This window comes from Ferrimonas sp. SCSIO 43195 (genome assembly GCF_023716685.1).
Classification (GTDB): Bacteria; Pseudomonadota; Gammaproteobacteria; order Enterobacterales; family Shewanellaceae; genus Ferrimonas; species Ferrimonas kyonanensis.
This window is the reverse complement of sequence record NZ_CP072679.1, coordinates 2,830,936-2,850,734: the sequence shown is the minus strand read 5'-3', so window position 1 is coordinate 2,850,734 and position 19,799 is coordinate 2,830,936. Positions and strand designations below refer to the sequence as shown.

General features: G+C 59.2%; 15 protein-coding genes. 6 read left to right on the top strand and 9 right to left on the bottom strand.

All coding sequences use genetic code 11. The annotated features are described in order from the left end of the window. Positions 1-72 precede the first annotated feature (72 nt). From J8Z22_RS13295 to J8Z22_RS13275, 5 genes are all read left to right on the top strand, one after another. Complete coding sequence (locus tag J8Z22_RS13295; RefSeq protein WP_252006742.1) at positions 73-1,251, top strand: nitrate- and nitrite sensing domain-containing protein; 1,179 nt, start codon at positions 73-75, stop codon at positions 1,249-1,251. 119 nt (positions 1,252-1,370) lie between these two features. Continuing rightward, positions 1,371-2,450: an efflux RND transporter periplasmic adaptor subunit gene (locus tag J8Z22_RS13290; protein WP_252006741.1), complete on the top strand. Its 1,080-nt coding sequence runs from the start codon at positions 1,371-1,373 to the stop codon at positions 2,448-2,450. Continuing rightward, complete coding sequence (locus J8Z22_RS13285) at positions 2,437-5,535, top strand: multidrug efflux RND transporter permease subunit (protein WP_252006740.1); 3,099 nt, start codon at positions 2,437-2,439, stop codon at positions 5,533-5,535. Before J8Z22_RS13290 ends, J8Z22_RS13285 begins: the two co-directional genes overlap by 14 nt. A gap of 329 nt (positions 5,536-5,864) precedes the next feature. Beyond that, positions 5,865-7,025, top strand: a complete 1,161-nt coding sequence (gene nhaA / locus J8Z22_RS13280) for a Na+/H+ antiporter NhaA (protein WP_028111787.1) — start codon at positions 5,865-5,867, stop codon at positions 7,023-7,025. A 12-nt stretch (positions 7,026-7,037) separates the two neighbouring features. After that, complete coding sequence (locus tag J8Z22_RS13275; RefSeq protein ID WP_252006739.1) at positions 7,038-7,421, top strand: hypothetical protein; 384 nt, start codon at positions 7,038-7,040, stop codon at positions 7,419-7,421. Positions 7,422-7,477: 56 nt separating this feature from the next. On the opposite strand, the gene J8Z22_RS13270 is transcribed toward J8Z22_RS13275, so the two are convergent. The 4 genes from J8Z22_RS13270 to J8Z22_RS13255 form a co-directional block, all read right to left on the bottom strand. Continuing rightward, a complete protein-coding gene (locus J8Z22_RS13270; RefSeq protein ID WP_252006738.1) occupies positions 7,478-10,294 on the bottom strand; it encodes an FAD-binding and (Fe-S)-binding domain-containing protein in 2,817 nt (938 codons plus the stop codon). 227 nt (positions 10,295-10,521) lie between these two features. After that, positions 10,522-11,367: a ModD protein gene (modD, locus tag J8Z22_RS13265; protein ID WP_252006737.1), complete on the bottom strand. Its 846-nt coding sequence runs from the start codon at positions 11,365-11,367 to the stop codon at positions 10,522-10,524. Between the two features lie 195 nt (positions 11,368-11,562). Next, positions 11,563-12,120: a histidine phosphatase family protein gene (locus tag J8Z22_RS13260; RefSeq protein ID WP_252006736.1), complete on the bottom strand. Its 558-nt coding sequence runs from the start codon at positions 12,118-12,120 to the stop codon at positions 11,563-11,565. 83 nt (positions 12,121-12,203) lie between these two features. Continuing rightward, positions 12,204-12,686, bottom strand: a complete 483-nt coding sequence (locus J8Z22_RS13255; RefSeq protein ID WP_252006735.1) for an SRPBCC family protein — start codon at positions 12,684-12,686, stop codon at positions 12,204-12,206. A 240-nt stretch (positions 12,687-12,926) separates the two neighbouring features. On the opposite strand from J8Z22_RS13255, the gene nhaA (J8Z22_RS13250) reads away from it, so the two are divergent. Then, on the top strand, positions 12,927-14,186 hold the full coding sequence (gene nhaA, locus J8Z22_RS13250) for a Na+/H+ antiporter NhaA (RefSeq protein WP_252006734.1): 1,260 nt from the start codon (positions 12,927-12,929) through the stop codon (positions 14,184-14,186). Here nhaA (J8Z22_RS13250) and J8Z22_RS13245 read toward each other — a convergent pair. The 5 genes from J8Z22_RS13245 to J8Z22_RS13225 all read right to left on the bottom strand — a co-directional run bounded on the left by J8Z22_RS13245 (position 14,183) and on the right by J8Z22_RS13225 (position 19,647). Then, positions 14,183-14,740, bottom strand: coding sequence for a porin family protein (locus tag J8Z22_RS13245; protein WP_245595548.1), 558 nt, complete (start codon positions 14,738-14,740; stop codon positions 14,183-14,185). The two genes, nhaA (J8Z22_RS13250) and J8Z22_RS13245, sit on opposite strands and share 4 nt — an antisense overlap. Before the next feature lie 2 nt (positions 14,741-14,742). Further along, positions 14,743-14,922 (bottom strand): hypothetical protein, encoded by a 180-nt coding sequence (locus J8Z22_RS13240; RefSeq protein ID WP_252006733.1) that lies wholly within the window; start codon positions 14,920-14,922, stop codon positions 14,743-14,745. A 95-nt stretch (positions 14,923-15,017) separates the two neighbouring features. Further along, positions 15,018-16,568, bottom strand: a complete 1,551-nt coding sequence (locus J8Z22_RS13235) for an FGGY-family carbohydrate kinase (protein WP_252006732.1) — start codon at positions 16,566-16,568, stop codon at positions 15,018-15,020. Then, positions 16,565-18,055, bottom strand: a complete 1,491-nt coding sequence (locus tag J8Z22_RS13230; protein ID WP_252006731.1) for an FAD-dependent oxidoreductase — start codon at positions 18,053-18,055, stop codon at positions 16,565-16,567. Before J8Z22_RS13230 ends, J8Z22_RS13235 begins: the two co-directional genes overlap by 4 nt. After that, the gene (locus J8Z22_RS13225) at positions 18,052-19,647 is read right to left on the bottom strand and encodes an FAD-binding oxidoreductase (protein WP_252006730.1); all 1,596 of its coding nucleotides are present in this window, start codon (positions 19,645-19,647) and stop codon (positions 18,052-18,054) included. The genes J8Z22_RS13230 and J8Z22_RS13225 overlap by 4 nt, the downstream gene beginning before the upstream one ends. Positions 19,648-19,799: the final 152 nt, after the last annotated feature.

Here is a 19,799-nt window from a genome sequence, read left to right as displayed (position 1 = left end):
GCCAAGGTCGCTGGCGAGACAGTGGAATCGGTCTAAGCTAAGGGAATGCCCAAATGGATTTGGTGTTTCCCTATGAAGGATTGGTTCGACGCGTTTACGGTGCAGTCCAAGTTAACAATGCTGTATCTGCTGCCCTTGCTGGCGTTGCTGGCCTGGGTGCTGTTGGGGGCCTGGGGCCGCACCGAGGCTCTGGTGCGTCACTGGCAACTGCCGGAAACGGCGCAACTGCTGCAAGAGGGGATGACGCTGTCATCGTTACTGCAGCAGGAGCGACGCCAGTTCAGCGCGCTTCCCTCCGTCAATACTCCCATCGAAGTGATGACCATGGTCTTGAGGACCGACATGGCGATACGGGACTTCGACCTGGCTCAGCGACGTTGGCTGGGCGGCAATGAGGCGTTCTGGCCCAGCCATACCGCCCTCAATCAATCTCTGGCTCAGTTGCCAGTGATGCGCAGTGGCCATCAGCGTGGTGGGGTGTCGGATCAGCAATTGCGCGGATTGTACACTCAGATTCAGCGACAGTTGCATGGCTTTTTGTCGCGATTGCTGGCCTCCGGGCCCGAGGCGGAGGGCGTGAACCGAGGTGGCGCCCTGATGGCGGCAGTGCGGGCGTCGGAGCGGCTGGCGCAGTTGCCGCTGGCGCCGGCGCCAGCACAGGCTCGGCACCTTCAGGCCGAGTTCAATCTCCATCTGGCTCAGTATCGCAGTCGCCTCAATCCGAAATCTGCCGGCTTGGGGGCGCGGGTGCCGCCGACAGGGCTGGCGCCACTGACCGCGGCGGATGCCGGAGACAGTGAGGCCCTGACTCAGCGTCAACAGCGCTTGGCGTGGCACGTGGCCATTGAGCATCAGTTAACCCGGGGCAGCCTGTTGGCGGCCTGGCAACGTAGCCTGACGAACTGGGTGAGCTACCTGCTGGTGGCAGCCGGCTTGCTGATGGCGCTGGGCTATGGTTGCCGCAGTGTCGCCACTCAGCTGTATCGTCGAATCAGTGGCCTGTCCTTGGCCCTGAGGGCGGTCGATCAACAGAAAAATTACCAGGTTCGGTTGATGGCGGACAGCCCGGATGAATTAGGGACCATCAGCACCAGCCTCAATGGCGTGTTGACCGATGCGGACACCGCCCGCCGTGAATTGGCATTGGCCAAACGCCACCTGCAGGCGCAGCAGCGGGCAACCGAGGCGTTGGCGCGCTGCAACCCCAAGGTCACGCCGCTGCACGACCCGCTGTCGACCCTGTCCAGTTGATGAATGGTGCGGGCTATTTAGCCAGAGTGTTGCTGGACTTTACCGGACTTTACATTGCTTTACGCTACTGAGCCGATGGCTTCTTTACAATAGCCCCAGACACAGGTTGAGGGCAGGTAATGAAAAGAGTTGTAGTGGCAGTGTGCGCATTGTTGGTTCTGGGAGGCTGCAACAGCGATGGCAGCGCCGCGGGCAAACCCCGAAAAGACAAGCCGGAGCGGGTGGTGACGGTGAGCAGCACCCTGGTGTCGTCGCAATCCATTGCCGAGTCCATTGAACTGGTGGGCAGCCTGCAGGCCGAGCAGTCGGTGTTTGTTGCGGCCGAAGTGGCCGGGCGGATTGCCAACATCGCGGTGACGCCGAATCAGGCCGTGTCCGCCGGACAGGTGCTGCTAACCCTGGATGACAGCCTGTCGAAAGCCACCCTGGCTGAGGCTAGCGCCTACCTGGCCGATGAATCCCGAAAGCTGCAAGAGTACCAGCGTCTGGTGACCAACGCGGCCATTACTCAAACCGAAATCGATGGCCAGCAGGCCAGTGTCGACATTGCCCGGGCGCGACTGGCCGCGGCCCAAGCTCAGTTTGACTACCACAGCGTTAAGGCGCCGTTTGCCGGCACTCTGGGGCTGGTGGACGTTAATCTTGGCCAGAGGGTCGGCTCCGGCGACGCGCTGATCTCGCTGGATGACTTGTCCAGTATGCGACTGGATCTCAATGTGCCCGAGCATTTGCTGTCGCGGGTGTTTGTTGGCATGCCGGTAGAAGCCAGTGTGTCCGCCTGGCCGTCGCAGGCCTTTCGCGGCGAGGTGGTGGCCATCGACTCCAGGGTGCAGCAACGAAGCCTCAACCTGCGCATGCAGGTGCGGTTTGATAATCCGCAGCAGCTGTTGAAACCGGGCATGTTGGCGCAGGTCACATTGGCGTTCTCTCCCATGGAGCACCCGGTGATACCGGTGCAGGCGCTGGAGTACTCCGGAACCAAGCGTTATGTGTATCTGATTGACGACCAGCAACGGGTTCAACGCAGTGAGGTGCACCTGGGCACTCGGGTCGACAATCGAGTGTTGATTGAACAGGGCTTGGCCGTGGGCGACCGAATCGTGGTTCAGGGGCTGGTTAACATGAAAGATGGCATTCGGATCAAGGATCTGAGTTTGGCAACCGCCTCGGCAGGAGTGCACGCTGATGTGGCTCTCTGATACCGCGGTGAAACGGCCGGTGGTGGCCATGGTGCTCAGTGCGCTGTTGTGCGTGTTTGGCTTGGTGTCGGTGTCCAAGCTGGCGGTGCGCGAGATGCCGGACGTGGAAAATCCGGTGGTGACCATCATGACCAACTATGACGGCGCTTCGGCGTCGATCATGGAGAGTCAGGTGACCTCCAATCTGGAGGACCAACTGTCTGGGATCAGCGGGGTGAAAGAGATCACCTCGGTGACCCGTAACGGCATGTCTCGCATTACCATCGAGTTTGAGCTGGGCTGGAACTTGACCGAAGGGGTCAGTGACGTTCGTGATGCGGTCGCCCGGGCTCAGCGCTCGTTACCGGATGAGGCCGACGAGCCGGTGGTGTCCAAGGACAACGGCACCGGAGAACCCTCGGTGTACGTGAATCTGAGTTCGACCCTGATGGATCGAACCGAACTGACCGATTACGCCCAACGGGTGGTGGAGGATCGGCTCAATCTGGTCAGTGGCGTCAGTTCGGTGCAGCTGGCCGGCGGACTGTACAAGGTGATGTACGTCAAGCTGGATCCGATGCGGATGGCCGGTCGCCAGGTCACCAGCAGTGACATCGTGGCGGCACTGCGAGCAGAAAACCTGGAGAGTCCCGGTGGTGAAGTGCGCAACGACGCTCTGGTGATGCCGGTGCGTACTCAGAGGCTGTACGCCCAGTCCCGGGATTTTGAGTATCTGGAGGTCGGGCGCAGCGACGACGACAGTCCTATCTATCTGAAAGACGTTGCCGATGTGGCCATTGGCGCCGAGAACGAAAGTTCCAGCTACAAGAGCAACGGCATCGCCAATGTCAGTTTGGGGGTGGTGCCCCAGTCCGACGCCAATCCGTTGAAGGTGGCCCAGGATGTGCACCTGGAAGTGGAGCGGATGCAGGCATTTTTGCCGGATGAGACCCAGTTGCAGGTGGACTACGACTCCACGGTGTTCATCAGTGAGTCGATCTCCGAGGTGTACGCCACCTTGATGATCACCGGTGCCCTGGTGGTGTTGGTGCTGTATCTGTTCATTGGTCAGGCGCGGGCAACGCTGATTCCGGCGGTGACCGTTCCGGTGTCGTTGATCGCCGCCTTCATCGGTGCCTACGCCTTTGGCTATTCCATCAACCTGCTGACGCTGATGGCACTGATTCTGGCCATCGGTTTGGTGGTGGATGACGCCATTGTGGTGGTCGAGAACATCTACCACCACATCGAAAAGGGCACGCCGCCGCTGTTGGCGGCGTACCGCGGCACCAAGGAGGTGGGTTTCGCAGTGCTGGCCACGACCCTGGTGTTGGTGATGGTGTTCCTGCCGATCTCCTTTATGGATGGGATGGTTGGGCTGTTGTTCACCGAATTCTCGATGATGCTGTCGTTGTCGGTGATCTTCTCGACGCTGATTGCTCTGACGCTGACGCCGGTACTGGGTTCCAGCTTGCTGCGCCCCAACCCCAAGCGCAATACCGTGACCCGGGCGGTCGATGGTCTGTTTACGGCTTTGGAGCGGGGCTATCGACGATTGCTGGTCTACGGCCTGAAGTGGCGGTTGGCGGCACCGCTGGTGATTGTTGCCTGCGTGCTGGGCAGTGGCTGGTTGGTGCAACAGGTGCCGGCGCAACTGGCACCGCAAGAGGACCGGGGCGTGCTGTTTGCCTTTGTTAAGGGCGCCGAGGGCACCAGTTTCAATCGCATGTCCGCCAATATGGACCAGATTGAGCAGCGATTGCTGCCGCTACTGGGGCAGGGCGTGCTGAAGTCATTCAGTACCGAGACTCCGGCCTTTGGCGGGCGAACCAGTGATCAGATTGGGTTTGTGATCATGCAACTGGAAGATTGGCAGGATCGGGACATGAGTGCCCAGCAGGCGCTGGGACTGATCAGTCGAACCCTGAGTGATCTGCCCGATGTCATGGTGCGGCCGATGATGCCCGGTTTTCGAGGCCGTTCCAGTGAGCCGGTGCAGTTTGTCCTTGGTGGTACCGACTATCAGGAGCTGTTTACCTGGGCCCAACAACTGCAGCATCTGGCCGAGGACAGCCCATACATGAACGGCGTGGAACTGGATTACGCCGAAACCACACCCGAGCTGGTGGTGGAGGTCGACAGGAAGCGGGCGGCGGAACTGGGTATCTCGGTAGCCGAGGTCTCGGATACCCTGGAGATCATGCTCGGAGGCCGCAGTGAAACCACTTTCGTCGATCGCGGCGAGGAGTACGATGTGTACCTGCGCGGTGATGAAAACGCCTTTAACGCCAGCAGTGATCTCAGTCGTATCTACCTGCGAGCCGCAAACGGTGAACTGGTGACCCTGAATACCCTGGCGACCCTGACCGAAGTGGCGTCGGCTCAGCGGCTCGGCCATACCGATAAGCGCAAATCCATTGTCCTTAAGGCCAACCTCAGCGACGGTTATACCCTGGGCCAGGCGTTGGACTACCTGGACCAGCAGGCCATCGAAATGCTGCCCAAAGACATCTCCGTCGGCTACACCGGCGAGTCCAAGGACTTCAAGGAGAATCAGTCCAGTACCGCAATGGTATTTGGCTTGGCGCTGTTGGTGGCCTACCTGGTTCTGGCGGCTCAGTTTGAGAGTTTCATCAATCCGCTGGTGGTGATGCTGACCGTGCCCATGGGGATTTTTGGTGGCCTGGCCGGGCTGTACCTCACCGGCCAGGGGCTGAATCTCTACAGCCAGATTGGCATGATCATGCTCATCGGTATGGTAACCAAAAACGGCATATTGATTGTGGAGTTTGCCAACCAGTTGCGGGATAGGGGCATGGCCTTTGAACAGGCAATCACCGACGCCGCCTGTCGCCGCCTGCGTCCCATCATGATGACCGCCCTGACCACCCTGGCCGGTGCCATCCCGCTGATCCTGTCTAGCGGCGCCGGAGCCGAGAGTCGCATTGCGGTGGGAACCGTGGTGTTCTTTGGCATGGCGTTCGCCTCGGTGGTCACCCTGATTGTGATACCGGCCATGTATCGGTTGATTGCCGCCTCAACCCGCTCACCGGGCCATGTGGCACAGCGTTTGGCGGCGCAGCATGCGGCGGAGCAGCCGGACTGACGACGATTGACTGAGCAGAGATGATCAAGAGCGGCCTGGCTGCTCTTTTTTTATGTGCTCTGTGTGGCAGTTACCGCTCTGAAGACTATTCTGTTTATTTTTAGCTATTTAGTTGTGATTAGGCGCAGATTGACCCGATAAATGTGGTACAAAATTAAACGGGGCACTCCCGGATTGTAGACGGAGTCACAGCGAACCTTGTGGTTAAGAAATAACCGTGCTATACGCGTAAATACATCGGAAATTCCGACGTCTAAAAGTTAAAGAAACGATTTTTCTGAATCATTAGCGGTATCTAAACTGTATTTACGATTTATTGGAGCCATTACATGAAGACCGCCATTAAGAATTTTCTCAACCAGCAATCCTCCGGAGGCATCATTCTGATGCTGATGGTGGCGCTGGCCATGATCATGGCCAATTCACCACTGGATGTGGTGTACGACGCCTTTTTAAATACCCCGGTTCAGATTCGGGTCGGTGCCCTCGACCTGGATAAACCGATGTTGCTGTGGATCAACGATCTGTTGATGGCGTTTTTCTTCCTGTTGATCGGTCTGGAAGTGAAGCGGGAGTTGCTGCAAGGCACCCTGTCCAGCATCAGCCAGGCCGCCCTGCCGTCGGTTGCGGCCATCGGCGGCATGGTGGTTCCTGCTCTGGTGTTCCTGGCGTTTAACGCCAGCGATGCCACTGCCGCCAACGGCTGGGCCATTCCCGCTGCCACCGATATCGCCTTTGCCCTGGGGGTACTGGCCCTGCTCGGCAGTCGGGTTCCGGTGGCGCTGAAGGTCTTTTTGTTGGCGTTAGCGATCATCGATGACTTGCTTGCCATCATTATTATCGCCCTGTTCTACAGCGGTTCGCTGTCCACCATCAACCTGGTGATTGCCGCGCTGGCGGTGGTGGGCTTGGTGATTCTTAACCGCAGCGGTGTGCGTAGCCTGGTACCTTACATGTTGGTCGGCACCATCTTGTGGATAGCGGTTTTGAAGTCCGGTGTGCATGCCACCCTGGCCGGTGTGGTGCTGGCATTCACCATTCCCCTGGGCAAGGATGAGGATGGCGACTGCCCCAGTGAGTTCCTGGAGCATAAGCTGCACCCCTGGAGCACCTTCATGATTCTGCCAATCTTCGCTTTTGCCAATGCCGGCGTCAGTTTTGACGGTTTGTCGATGAGCGATCTGGTGGCGCCGCTGCCGCTGGGCATTGCCCTGGGCCTGGTACTGGGTAAGCCGCTGGGGATCATGGGTTTCAGTTTTATCGCGGTTAAGCTTAAGCTGGCCAAGATGCCAGAGGGGATTGGTTGGACCCAGTTGTTCGGGGTGTCGCTGTTGTGTGGCATCGGTTTCACCATGGCGATGTTTGTGGCATCGCTGGCGTTTGAGGCGGGAGTAATGAATTACGGTGACCTGTCTCGCCTGGGGATCCTGTTGGGATCGGCACTGTCTGCCATTGGTGGCTATCTGGTGCTGAAGTCGACGGTTAAATAAGGAATAGTAATTATGAGAAAAGTAACAGCGGTATTGGCAGCGGTTTTGCTCAGTTCACCGGCCCTGGCCAACGACATTAACCTGGTTCAGTGCCAGGAGGATCCGCGCGGTGAAGTGTGCCTGAACTACCTGCAAGGCGCGGTTGATGGGGCGTTGGCACTGCAAAGTCTGCAAAAGACCGAAGCGTTGTCTACCAGCAGCATCAGCGATCGAGCCCTGAAGTATCGCAGTGGTAAGCGCTTTAAACAGGCCAACGACGCCATCTGTGAGCGCCAGTCTCCGCAGCGGGATCAGATGGTATTGGCGCTGGACGACCTGGCCAGCCAGGGATTGATCACCTCTCAGGAGGAGTTGTCCCAGGCACTGGCGGAACTGATGTCCTGCCGCGACAAATAGCACCATCTCGGGCAAAAAAACGCCGCTCTCTGAGCGGCGTTTTTGTTGGTCTGGGATCAGCTGCGGGTGCACTCCTCTACCAGGTACGCCAAGTGGCGGTAAGAGATGCCACTTTGGCGGGTCAGGCCCATTTCGCACATGCGGTTGGCGTAGTAACCCTCACTGATTTGTGACGGCAGTTTGGCCTTGAGGTGGCGCAGGGCACTTTTGTTGATCTCTGGCTTGTACAGGCCTTTTTCACCGGCAAAGCCGCAGCAATAGATGCCATCGGGACGGACGATTTCGTCGCTGTAGCGGCTGACGATGGTCTCCATTTTGGTGCCGGCGCCCATATGAGTGGCGGTACAGCCCACGTGCAGGGCAACGCTGGGCTTCTTTTTCACCGGAGGCAGCTTGTCCATGACGTGGTCATGGATAAAATCGACGGCATCCAGCAGGGTGAAGTCGATGTCGCTGTCTGCCAGGGTTCGCTTGGTGCAGGAGAGGGCATCGATGATCACCGGGTGGCGGCCGTTGTCGGTCATCTCCTTGAGGGCGGACAGCATCTCGGTGCGCTTGGCATCGGCGTTTTTATAGTCCCCTTTCGATTCCCACATCTGGCCGCAACACAGAGAGCGGGTGTTGTTGGGAATGATCACCTGATAACCGGCTCGCTCCAGCAGAATGGTCATGACATCCGGCAGGGTGGTACTGTCCGGATCTTCCGGCGTGGCGCCAAAGGTGCGCCCGCCACAGGCGGCAAAATAGACCACGGTGGGCTTATCACTGCCGTCTGCCGGGGTCGGTTTGGGTAGGTTGCTGCCGCGGGGAAAGCTGGGGTCCCAGTAGGGCACTTCCGAACTGACCTTACGGCCCAGGTCCATGATTTTGCCAGTGACGGTGCTGCCGGTCAGCTTGTGGATGCCGTGCAGTACCTCGAAGCCGGTGGACAGTACCTGGTTAACGGCGCCGAAATGCTTGGCCTGGAAATCCAGCACCTTCTGGGCGGTATTATCGATTTGCGGGCCACGCAGTGCTCTCACCAACATGCCCATGTTGTTGTCCACCGGACAGGCGATGGTACACAGTTGGCAAGCGGTACAGGTATCGATAACGTCATACTGGGCCTGGGCGCGCAGGGTCTCGGCGCCCTGGTGATCGCCGCACTGCTCCAGGCGGTGAATCTCTCTCAGGGTAGTGATGCGGTGCCGAGGCGACATGTTCAGCTCCGAGGTGGGGCAGGTCTTTTCGCAGAAACCACATTCGATGCAGCGGTCAACCCAGTCGTCTACCACGGCGGCTTGTTTGATGGCCTTGACGTGTATCTCGGCATCGTCATTGAGGATGACGCCCGGGTTCAACAGTCCGCTTGGATCGAAGGCAGCCTTGAGCTTTTTCATCAGGTCGTAGGCGGCCACGCCCCACTCCATTTCGACAAAGGGCGCCACCGCTCGTCCGGTGCCGTGTTCGGCCTTCATGGAGCCGTCGTATTTATCGATCACCAGTTTGGCGACGTCCTGCATGAAGCGGTCGAACTGATCGATGTCTTCCTGTCGCTTGAAGTGTGGAGTGATGATGAAGTGGAAGTTGCCATCCAGAGCGTGGCCGTAGATCACCCCTTCCGGGTAGTTGTGCTTGTCGAACAGGTCACTGAGATCCGCGGCCGCAGCTGCCAGATCTTCCACCTGGAATGCCACGTCTTCGATGATCACCGAGCTGCCTCTGGGGCGCTCGCCGCCGATGATGGGGAACAAACCGGAACGCATGGCCCAGTACTTACCGTAGACGCTGGGATCGGTACTGAACTCAATGGGACGCTCGGTATCGATGTGCTTAATGGCATCGATGGCCTGCTGGGTATAGGCGTTGAGGCTGTCCGGATCATTGGCGCGGCTCTCAATCAGCAAAATGGCGGCGCCTTCGGGCAGGTCCGACAGCCATTCCGGCATGCCCGGTTTGCCGGTGACGGCTTTGATGGACGCCCAGTCCAGTAATTCGGCGGCGGCCACCGCGTCGGTCTTCAGCGGAGGGATGGCCGAAGCGGCATCCACCATGTTGTAGAACACCGCCAGGGCGGAGGCTTTGAACCGGGTTTCCACTACGGTGTGGTAAGTCACCTCTTCGACGAAGGCAAAGGTGCCTTCGGAGCCGACGATCAGGTGGTTGATGATGTCGAAGGGGTCGCTGAAATCGATCAAGGCATTGAGGCTATAACCGGTGGTGTTTTTGATGGAAAACTTGTGGCGAATGCGGTTGGCCAGTACCTCGTTGTCCTTGGTCTGCGCCGCCATCTCGGTCAGGGTTTGGATCAACTGGGGGCATTGCTTTAAAAAGGCGGCCTTTGAGGCCTCGTCGCCGGTATCCAAATAGGTGCCGTCGGCGAACATCAACTTAGCACTGGCGATGGTTTTGTAGCTGTTCTCGGTGGTGCCGCAGCACATGCCGGAGGCGTTGTTGGCAACGATGCCACCGACCATGCACGAGGTCAGGGTGGCGGGATCCGGGCCGATTTTCTTGTCAAAGGGCTTGAGCTGAGCGTTGGCATCGGCGCCAATGACCGCTGCGCCCAGGGTGACGGTATTGCGGTCGTCGCTGATGTGAATGTCACGAAAGCCATCGTAGCCCAGGCGCAACAGAATGCCTTCACCCACAGCCTGACCGGACAGGCTGGTTCCGGCGGCGCGGAAGGTGATCGGCGCCTGATGACGACGGGCTACCGCCAGGGTGTGCTCAACATCCTGAATGCTGTTGGCGGTGACCACCAACTGCGGCACGATGCGAAAATAACTGCCGTCGGTAGACCAGGCAAAGCGGCGTACCGGATCGTCGGTGACCGCTTTCTCCCCCAGTTGTCGCTGAAGTTCATGCTTGATGGTTTGATAGTCGATGCTCATTGCTTAGCCTCCGATGACCGACCCTGAACGGGCCGTGTCGGTTGTTATTCCCAGCGTGTAAGACTTGGTTTTTAAGCTTAGTCGCTTATTTTCAAAGCCAATACATTGTGCAGTCCTAATGGATAACAAAGGCTTAATTCGCTTTGAAAAAGTGACTCAAGTCGCTGTTTTTTTATTCGAAGTGTGCTGGGTGGCGGCCGGCAGCAATCGGCATGCAGGAATTCTGGTTAGATGGGCCGAATGTTGACCTTAATGTCCTGTGGTGCGGCGTAGTAGGGCGCCGAAGTGATGAACAGGCTGATGCCGGTTTCGGCGTAGTCGCCAGCGTTGTCCCGGTTGACTCCGCCGGCGACCGACAGGGTACTGGTGCTGCAGGATTGGCGTCGCAACCGCTGCGCCTGGCGCACCTCATCAAGGCTGAACTTGTCCAGCTGAATGATGTCCGGGTTGGCAGGTAGCAGTGTGGTGAGATCCTCCAGGTCGTCCGCTTCCACGGCAATCTTGTTTTCCGGCGCCTGGCGCTTCAGTTGTGCCACCATGTCGCTGGCGTTAACGCCCTCTGCCAGCAGGTTGCGGTGATTGGTAAACACCAGCACCGACTCACTCAGGCCGGCGCGATGAATGTGGCCGCCCCCGGCCAGTACCGCCGCCGTGGCCAGCTTGCGCGTGCCAGGAATGCTCTTGCGGGTGCAAGCCACCACCGCCTGTGGGTTACACCGCTGCACTGCCGCCACCATATCGGCGGTGTATTGCGCAACGCCGCAACTCCACTCCAGCACCACCTGCACCGACTTCCAGCCAAGGTGCAGTCGGTCGGCCGGGCCCTGGACCTCGATCAGTGTTGCCATGGCGTCGACGTCGTCGCCGTCATCGGCAAGGGCTTTGGGTCGCAACCCCAGCTTGGTGAGCATCGCCATGGCCACATCGATTCCGGCCACTCGGCCCGGGCATTTTCGAGTGAAACTCATTGTGGCCGGCTGTCGGCTCAGGTTCAGGGTGCGGCTGGTGAGGTCGCCTCTGGGGGCGTCTTCGAGCAACAGGGCGTCTAGCTCCTGATCGGAAAAGTAGATCATTATCGGACTCCGGGCGGAATGGGGCGTCGTCCCCCCTAGGGAAACGGCGGTGGACTTGAGAGCGGATGCCAGCGTCGGCATTTGTCGAGCTGGCATGGAATAAGTCCACTTTTGTCAAAGTGTTAGTTGTGAAATTTTAGGTGGCTGGCGGTCACGTCGCAACGGCGTGGATCTCACTTTAGTGCACCGGAGGAGTTACTGAACTGGCCAGTTCAGCATCACGACACTGGCATTGCCCTGCAGCTCTGTGGCGTCCGACCACGGAGCGTGGCCGGCCAGGGCGTTGCCCACCACTCTTAGCCATTCACCATGGGTGACCACAGCCACACTGGCGTCAGGGTGGCACTGATGCAGTGATGCAAGGGTTGTCATCGCGCGCCTGGAAAGGCTGTCTGCCGGTTCAAACCCGGGAACATCGACGCTGTTTTGCTGAAACCGCAGTGTCATTGCCTGCCACAGTTCCGGCCGCTCATCCCGGCGGCGGCCCTCAAGGTCGCCAAAGTTGCGTTCGCTCAGGCCTGGATGGGTGAGCAGCGGCAGTCGCTGATACTGATTGATGATCTCGGCGGTGCGCCGTGCTCGAAGCAGCGGACTGGCGTACAGGGCATCGAGTCGCTGTTGACGCAGATCCTGGGCCAGAGAGTGCGCCTGGGCCAGGCCCGTCTCGGTGAGGGGGCTGTCCTGACTACCCTGAAGCCGACCTTGTCGGTTCCACTGGGTTTCGCCATGGCGAATAAGAAAAAATTGGGTCACGATGAGTTGGCGTTGACGTAAGGGGGCGCCAGTATATCAACAGCTCAAAGCGGTTGTCGAAGCCCTCCGATGCCGTGGGGTGGTCATTTTGAATTTTGGCTCGACATGGATGCCGAGGCGCTGGCGCCGTTTTTCTGGTCGATGTACTGCTGAAATTGCTTCATGTAACGGGTGGTGGTGTAGCGAAACAGCAGCGGAAAGAAAAATCCCACTATTTTCATGATGCCGTTGAAGCGGAATTCACTGATCAGCACCCATCGGGTGGTGTGATCATCGAGGTGAACGAAGTGACTCTCTTTCTGGTTCCAGATGTTATAGATCTGGTAGGTGGCAACGAATTTCTTTGGTGGATGATTGTCGACGATGGTTTTTAGTACCAGAAATTGACACAGTCCCAGTTGATACTCCATAAAGCAGGTGGCGCCCTGCTCGCCGGGGATACCGATGAGTGGCGTTACCTCGTGCAACTCCGGCTGCCAGTGAGTTAGGCTCTGATGATCGCTAAACAGCCGACAGACGGTTTGGATGTCCGCATTCAGTGTCACAGTATGCTGATACTTCATCATCTAAGGGTCTCCCCATGAAGCATTGGCATGGGGGGGCATGCCATACTCCAATGCCCAAGCATAGATTAATCCTAGTTTGAAGCCGGGTCTTCGGCCACTGATACCGCGACGTTCAGGCGCAGCCTGTTATCGGTGTCGAATGCCGATTTTGCCCACAACCATTGAATTTCTTACTAGAATTTCAATAGTTGCCGCTCACGAGACGGGGAGTGAGCGGCGGGAGGGTAACCGGGAGAAGGGATGGGCAGCAAAGGTTCGGCCAGCGATTTTCAAAATCCCTCCGCCGTTGGTGGCGTTCTGTTGCTGGTGATGGTGGCCTTGGCAATGCTGTTGGCTAACTCGCCCCTGAGTCATTGGTATCATGCCTTTCTGGGGACGCCCGTATCGGTGCAGGTGGGGGAGTTCAAACTGCACAAACCGATGCTGCTGTGGATTAATGATCTGTTGATGGCGTTCTTTTTCAGCCTGGTGGGGTTGGAGGTAAAACGGGCGCTGCTGCAAGGAACCTTGTCTAAGGGGCGCCGGGCGGTGCTGCCGGTGATCGCGGCCATCGGCGGCATGGTGGTACCGGCGCTGGTGTTTCTGGCCTTCAATGCCCACAACCCCCTGGCGGCGACCGGGTGGGCGATTCCGTCGGTAACCGACATCGCCTTTGCTCTGGGGGTGTTGACCTTGCTGGGCAGTCGGGTGCCGCTGCAACTGCGAGTGTTCTTGTTGGCTCTGGCGATCATTGACGACTTGCTGGCGATAGTGATCATTGCCCTGTTCTACAGTGAGCCCTTGTCCGCCGTCAACCTGGCGCTGGCGCTGTTTGCTTTTCTGTCGCTGCTGGCCCTAAACCGTTGTGGCGTCATGAAGTTAGTGCCCTATATGCTGCTGGGCATGGTGCTGTGGGTGGCGGTACTCAACTCCGGGGTTCATGCCACGCTGGCCGGGGTGGTATTGGCCTTTACCATTCCCCTGGGCACAGACAGTCACGGCGTGTCGCCGAGCCAGTTCCTGGAGCGGGAACTGCATAACTGGAGCACCTATCTGATTTTGCCGATCTTCGCCTTTGCCAATGGCGGCGTGGACTTTACCCACCTGTCGCTGTCCCAGGTGTTCAGTCCGTTGACGCTGGGGATCGCATTGGGGTTATGCCTGGGTAAACCTGTGGGGGTGTTGAGCTTCTGCGCGGTGGCAGTAAGGTTGGGGCTGGCGACTCTCCCCAAGGGGGTGGGCTGGCTGCCTCTGACCGGGGTGGCGATGCTGTGTGGTATCGGCTTTACCATGGCGATGTTTTTTGCGTCGCTGGCGTTTGAGGTGGGGGCTTTAAACTACAGCGAGATCTCCCGCATTGGCATCCTGCTGGGATCGGCCATCTCGGCCGTGGGGGGCTACCTGCTGCTGCGCTGGGCCTATCGGCCATCCGCCAAAACCAGGCCGGCAACAAAAAGGGCGCAGTCCGCTGACTGCGCCAATAAAGGGAGTGGAAGAAAAAGTGGTGAGCCTGGGCCTTAGAAGCGATAGTCGAATGAGACGTACAGCTGCTGGGTATCGTCCAGGGCAAAGGTGCCGTTGACGCTGCTGCCCATCTCTTCGTAATCCTGATCCAGGTAGCGATAGCCGATTTCGCTGCTCCAGTGCTGGGTGAAGCGGTACTCGGCGCCGACTTGCCCTCCCCAGACGAAGTTGGTGTGGGCATTGCCCGCCAGTTTGTTGTCCGCCAGACCGGCGGAGACCCCGGCAAACAGGTTCATCTTGTCTGAGGCGCCCACTGGAATCAGGTAATCGTAAGAGGCCAGAAACAGGTTCTGTTCCTGCTTGAAACGCTCATCGCCGACATTGAACTTGTCTTCTTTGTAGCTGTAACTGCCACTGATGCGATGGTGATCGTTAACAATCATGCCGCCACGGAACTGCCAGGTGACGTCATCGCTGTCTTTGCTGGTGTCACCGGAAATGCTGTCTTGCTGCCAGCCGGCGCCGGCGCCGACGAACCAGTCGATGTCGGCAGCCATGGCCGGGGTGGACAGCAGAGCGGCGGTAACCAGGGACAGGGTGAGTGTTTTCATCGTCATTCTCCAACATTGGAATAGGTTGTTGGCAGTAACAATACGCCTTCCAGCTTAACCGATTCTGAACTGCCGGCCTTGGCAGCTGAACCTAAACTTAATTCAGTTTCAACTGGTGTTTTATTGAATTTATATGCTTTATTTTCAATGGCTTGCGTTGGCTTGTGGACTGTTTCAAACAATGAGAAACTGGCTTGCAGATATCGCGAAAATCGGCCGTCGAGGCGGTGGTCCACAGTTACAGAAAGGAAGGTAATGGGGCGGGAGCCCCACCCCTTCAGTGGTGCCGGTTGACCCGAGACAGGGCTTGATACAGCGGGTGCAGGCGCGGGTACAACTTCAGATAGACCTGCTGATACAGGGATTGGTAGCGCTGATGGTGCAGGCGGTCTGGCTCGAAGCGCTGACCGACGCGAACCATGCCTTGCTGGGCCTGATTCAGGTTCGGGTACCAGTTGAGGTAGCGGGCGGCACACAGTGCCGCTCCCAACCCAGAGGTTTCGGTGGTGTGAACCCGCTCCACCGGCAGTCCAAACAGATCGGCGGTCAGTTGCAAAATGGCATCGCTTTGAGCACCGCCGCCGGAGACCCTCAGCAAACGGGTGGATTGACCAGAGCGCCGCTGAATTCGCTCCAGCCCCTCTTTCAAGCCATAGCCCAGCCCCTCGATCATTGCCCGATACAGGTGGGCGCGGGTGTGCTGGTCGCCAAAGCCGATGATGGCGCCACGGGCTTCCGGGCCGGGTTGGCGTACGCCGGCGCCCCAATAGGGTTGCAGTATCAGACCATCACTGCCGGGCTCGACGGCCGTGATAAGATCGTCCAGCAGGGCTTCGGCAACGGTATTTTGCTGCTCGGCCAACAACTGCTCCAACTGGCCAAACTGCTCTTTGAACCAGCTGACCATCCAGAATCCCCGGAACAGCATCACCTCCAGCAGATACTGGTCCGCCACCGCCGCCGGATAGGCCGGCATCAGCGAGGTCACTTCTCGGTAGTGGTGGCTGGCGACATTGACCGTGGCGGTGGTGCCAAAGCTCAGGCACGCGACGCCCTCCTGGTGGCCTCCACTGCCAAGGATCTCGCAGGCTTTATCGCCTCCTGCGGCGATCACCGGCAGATCATTGGGCAGGCCGGTTTGCAGGGCAACGTCGTTGCTGATCTTCCCCAGTGACTGTCCAGGCGCCACCAGCTCGGGCATCTGTTCCGAGGTCAGGCTCAGTGCCCGCCAGCGCCAGCTCAGAGGAGAGGCCCAGCGCTGCCGTTTGTAATCAAATGGCAGGTAACCCACCTGACCGGCAATGCTGTCCCGATAGTGGCCGGTCAGTCGGTAACTGAGATAGCCGCCGATCTGTACCACCTTGTGGCATTGTTGCCACAACTCCGGTTCATAACGTGCCAGCATGTTACTGAAGGCCCGTTGCCGAAACCCTTGTATGGCTTTGCCGATGACCGGCAGCCAGGTCAAGGGCCGCTGGTGCCAGGGTAGGGGAGGCAGATCCAGACACTGGCGCTGATCCGTCCACAACACCGCCGGTCGCAGTGGCCGGCCCTGCTTGTTCAGGAACACCAGTGAGGTGCGCTGAGCGGTCACCGTCATGGCTTTGATCCCGCTGAGCCTGGCCCCCTGCTGCTTGAGAAGGTCAATGGCGTCCAGTAGCGCCTGCCAATAGTGTTCGGCGTCCATTTCTGCGGCGCCGGCCTGCGGGGTATGGTAGGCCGGTGAAAAGTGAATCTGGGCTTTGTGTAACACCTGGCCCTGGCGATCAAACAACAGGGCCCGCAGACTCTGGGTGCCGTTGTCGATGGCGAGTATGCTGTCGCTCATGATGCCGTGCTCCGGAATGGCTGCGGACTGTAGAACGAGTGCCAGATCGACCAGAAGCGCTGCCACTGGGAGTGGCAGTGTTGCTCACTCCAGCCCAGGTGGTGCTGACACAGCTCCAGAATTGGCTCTTGATAGCGCAGCAGCTCCTGGCCCAGAGTCAACCCCAGCCGGGTACGCCTCAGGAGCAGGTCATCCAGATGGCGTATTCCCTGCTGCTCGGCGGCGTGGGCCAGTTGTGACCAGGTATAGGTGGAGTTGCCAATGGGCCAGTCACGCTGAACCGGCGCGGATACCGGCGGCAACTCGGCGCGGCGCAGGGGCCGTTGCAGCTGAGTGGCGGTGTGGCTGAGTATCTCCTGGGCGGTATCGAGGAAGGTGGTCAGTTTGCCGCCGGTCAGGTTGACCAGACCGGCTTCGCTCCAGACCAGGTGTTCGCGACTGGCGTCCGAGGGGGCGTTGTGATTGTCCTTGGGGACGATCACTGGCCGTACTCCAGACCAGCTGCTGATGATGTCCTGCTGCCTGGCCTTGGGGTCCAGAGTCAGCATCGCCCGCCACAGGTAGTCGAACTCCTCTTCGGTCATGGCGATGTCGCGTCGAAGTGCCGCGGTGTGGTCAAGATCCGTGGTGCCCAGTACCGAGCACCCCAGCCAGGGGTAGAGGTAGACCGGGCGGCGGTCATCCGGGTGTTCAAACGTCAGCGCCGCCGGAGCCGGGTAGCGCCAGGCCGGCAGCACCAGATGGCTGCCCCGCAGCGGTCGAATCACCTGGTCGTCCGGCAGAGCGGTGAGCTCAGAGCACCAGGCGCCGGCACAGTTGACCACCACCCCGGCGGTGATCGGGTGTGGCTGGCCATCGAGGCTGATGCGCACGCCACTGACGCCGTCGTGGTTGTGAGTCAGGGTCTCCACGGGGGTGTAGTGACATAGATCCAGCCCTTTCTCCACTGCCGCTTCAAGCAGCCAGGTGATCAAGGCACAGTCATCACTGATGGCATCGAAGTAACGGCTGGCACCGAGGCTATTGTCGAGCTGGTAGTGGGGAGTGGCGTGGACCAACTGCTCGGCGGTCAGTCTGCCTGGCTGACAGCCTTTGGCAAACTGGCGATAGGCTTTTAAGGCGATTTGCATCTGCCAGGGTTTGGGTTTGCCCTGGGGTTGATGCAGGAACCAGAATGGCAAGGGTTGCACCAACGTCGGATGGTGGGCCATTAATTGATCCCGTGCCTGGGCCGCTTGCCGAGTCAGGCGCCAGTCCCCTTTGGCCAGGTAACGCAGGCCGCCATGAATCATCTTGGAGGAGCGGCTGGAGGTGCCACTGGAGAAGTCGCCAGCTTCCAGTAGCAGGGTGGAGAACCCGTTCAGGCAAGCCAGCCAGGCGACGGCTGCCCCATTGATGCCACCGCCGACAATCACCACGTCGTAGCCGGTTTTGCCGGCGGCCAGGGCGCGTTGACTGGATTGAATTCGCTGGGCCAGATTGCTCATAGGCGCTCCATCAGGGTACCGGGATTCATGATGCCTTTGGGGTCGTAGCGATCGAACACCGCTTGAATGCCGGCCTGGGTCAGGGGATCTTTTTCATGATGCAGGTAGGGGCTGTGATCCTTGCCGACGCCGTGTTGATGACTGATGGTACCGCCGCCTTTGACCACCGCGGTGCTGGCGGCGGCCTTGAACTTCTGCCAGGTGGCCAGGCTGGCCTCGAAGTCGGCCTGCGCCGGGAACACATAGGTGGTGTAGAGGCTGCAGCCTTGTTTATAGACGTGACTGAGGTGGGTATAGCACAGCAATGGCGTGTCGCCGGCGGCCTGTTTCAGGGCCGCTTCCATCTGTTCCTGCAGGGCTTGCACCTTGTCCCAGTTGGCCGCGGTCTCAAAGGTGTCCACCAGATATCCGTGCTGCCACAAGCTCTGACGCAGGTAGGGGGCGGAGTAGCGATTCTGACGCCAATGCTCTCCCAGTCCCTTGAGAGCCAGCTTACCCTGATGGCGCCGGGCAATGGCTTTGATGGCGCGACGCGACTGGCGAACCTGTCGACGGCTGCCACTGACGCCCCAGGTCATCATCGCCGGTTCATCCCCCAGCCCCAGCAGCCGGAACAGCCGCTGCAGTCGTCCCAGTTTGGGCTGAGGCAGGGCCAGCTGTAATTGGGTGTTGGTTTCCGTGGGGTGACTCAGGCGCATCATGCTGGCGCTGACGTTGTTCTGGGCAATTTCGCGAATGGCCGCCAGCCCCGCCTGCCAGCTGGGGAAGAAGCTGACGTAAAATTGCTCTTGTTCTGGCAGTGGCTGGACTCTTACCTCCGCTTCGGACAGGATGCCCAACCGCCCCTCAGAGCCCAGAATCATCTCTCGCCAGTCCGGGCCGGCAGAGCTGGCCGGGAAGCTGGGGAGGGACAGGGGCCCTTGCGGGGTATGAACCACACCACTGGAAAACAACTGCTCGATGCGTCCATAGCGCAGAGATTGCTGGCCGGAACTGCGACTGGCAATCCAGCCGCCAAGGGTGGACCATTCAAACGACTGAGGGAAGTGGCCCAGGGTATAGCCGCGGGCATTGAGTTGGGCCTCGAGATCCGGACCTCGAACTCCCGCCTCGAACCAGGCCAGCTGACTGGTGGTATCCAGAGACAGCAACCGGTTCATCCGTTCCATGGAGACGGTGATGACCGCCTGATCACCGGCGTTGGGGTTGATGTGGCCAACGACGCTGGTACCGCCGCCGTAGGGGATCAGCGTGGCGTTGTGTTTGCCGGCGAAGGCCAGCAGTTGTTCCAGATGATCGCGGTTTTGTGGAAAGGCGACCGCATCAGGGGCAACGCCGACATCGCCGGCTTTGAAGGCCAGCCAATCCGGTAAACTCTGGCCCCTGGCATAGCGAACCCGGGTTTCGGCATCGATCTGGTACAGCTCGTGCTCCGGTAACCGCGAGGGGGGCAGGCGGGCGGCGGTTTGCGCCAGCGTGGCTTGTGGCAGCGGGGTGGCGCTGCCGAGCAGCTGGGTCAGTACCTGGTGCGCGATGGCGGGCAGGGGCTTCTGTTTTTGGGCGTCGCCCCAACCATTCCAAACCTTTTCCATGTCAATTCTCGTCCGTGTTGTTAATTTTTTGTTTATAACTCTATGAGATAACGGATTTTTGATATTTATACAAGTGTTTGAAAAATAGAAGTGCGCTTCGGGGTGTCAAGGTGGCGGCCCTGGAACGGGTCGACAGGCAGATACGGGCGACA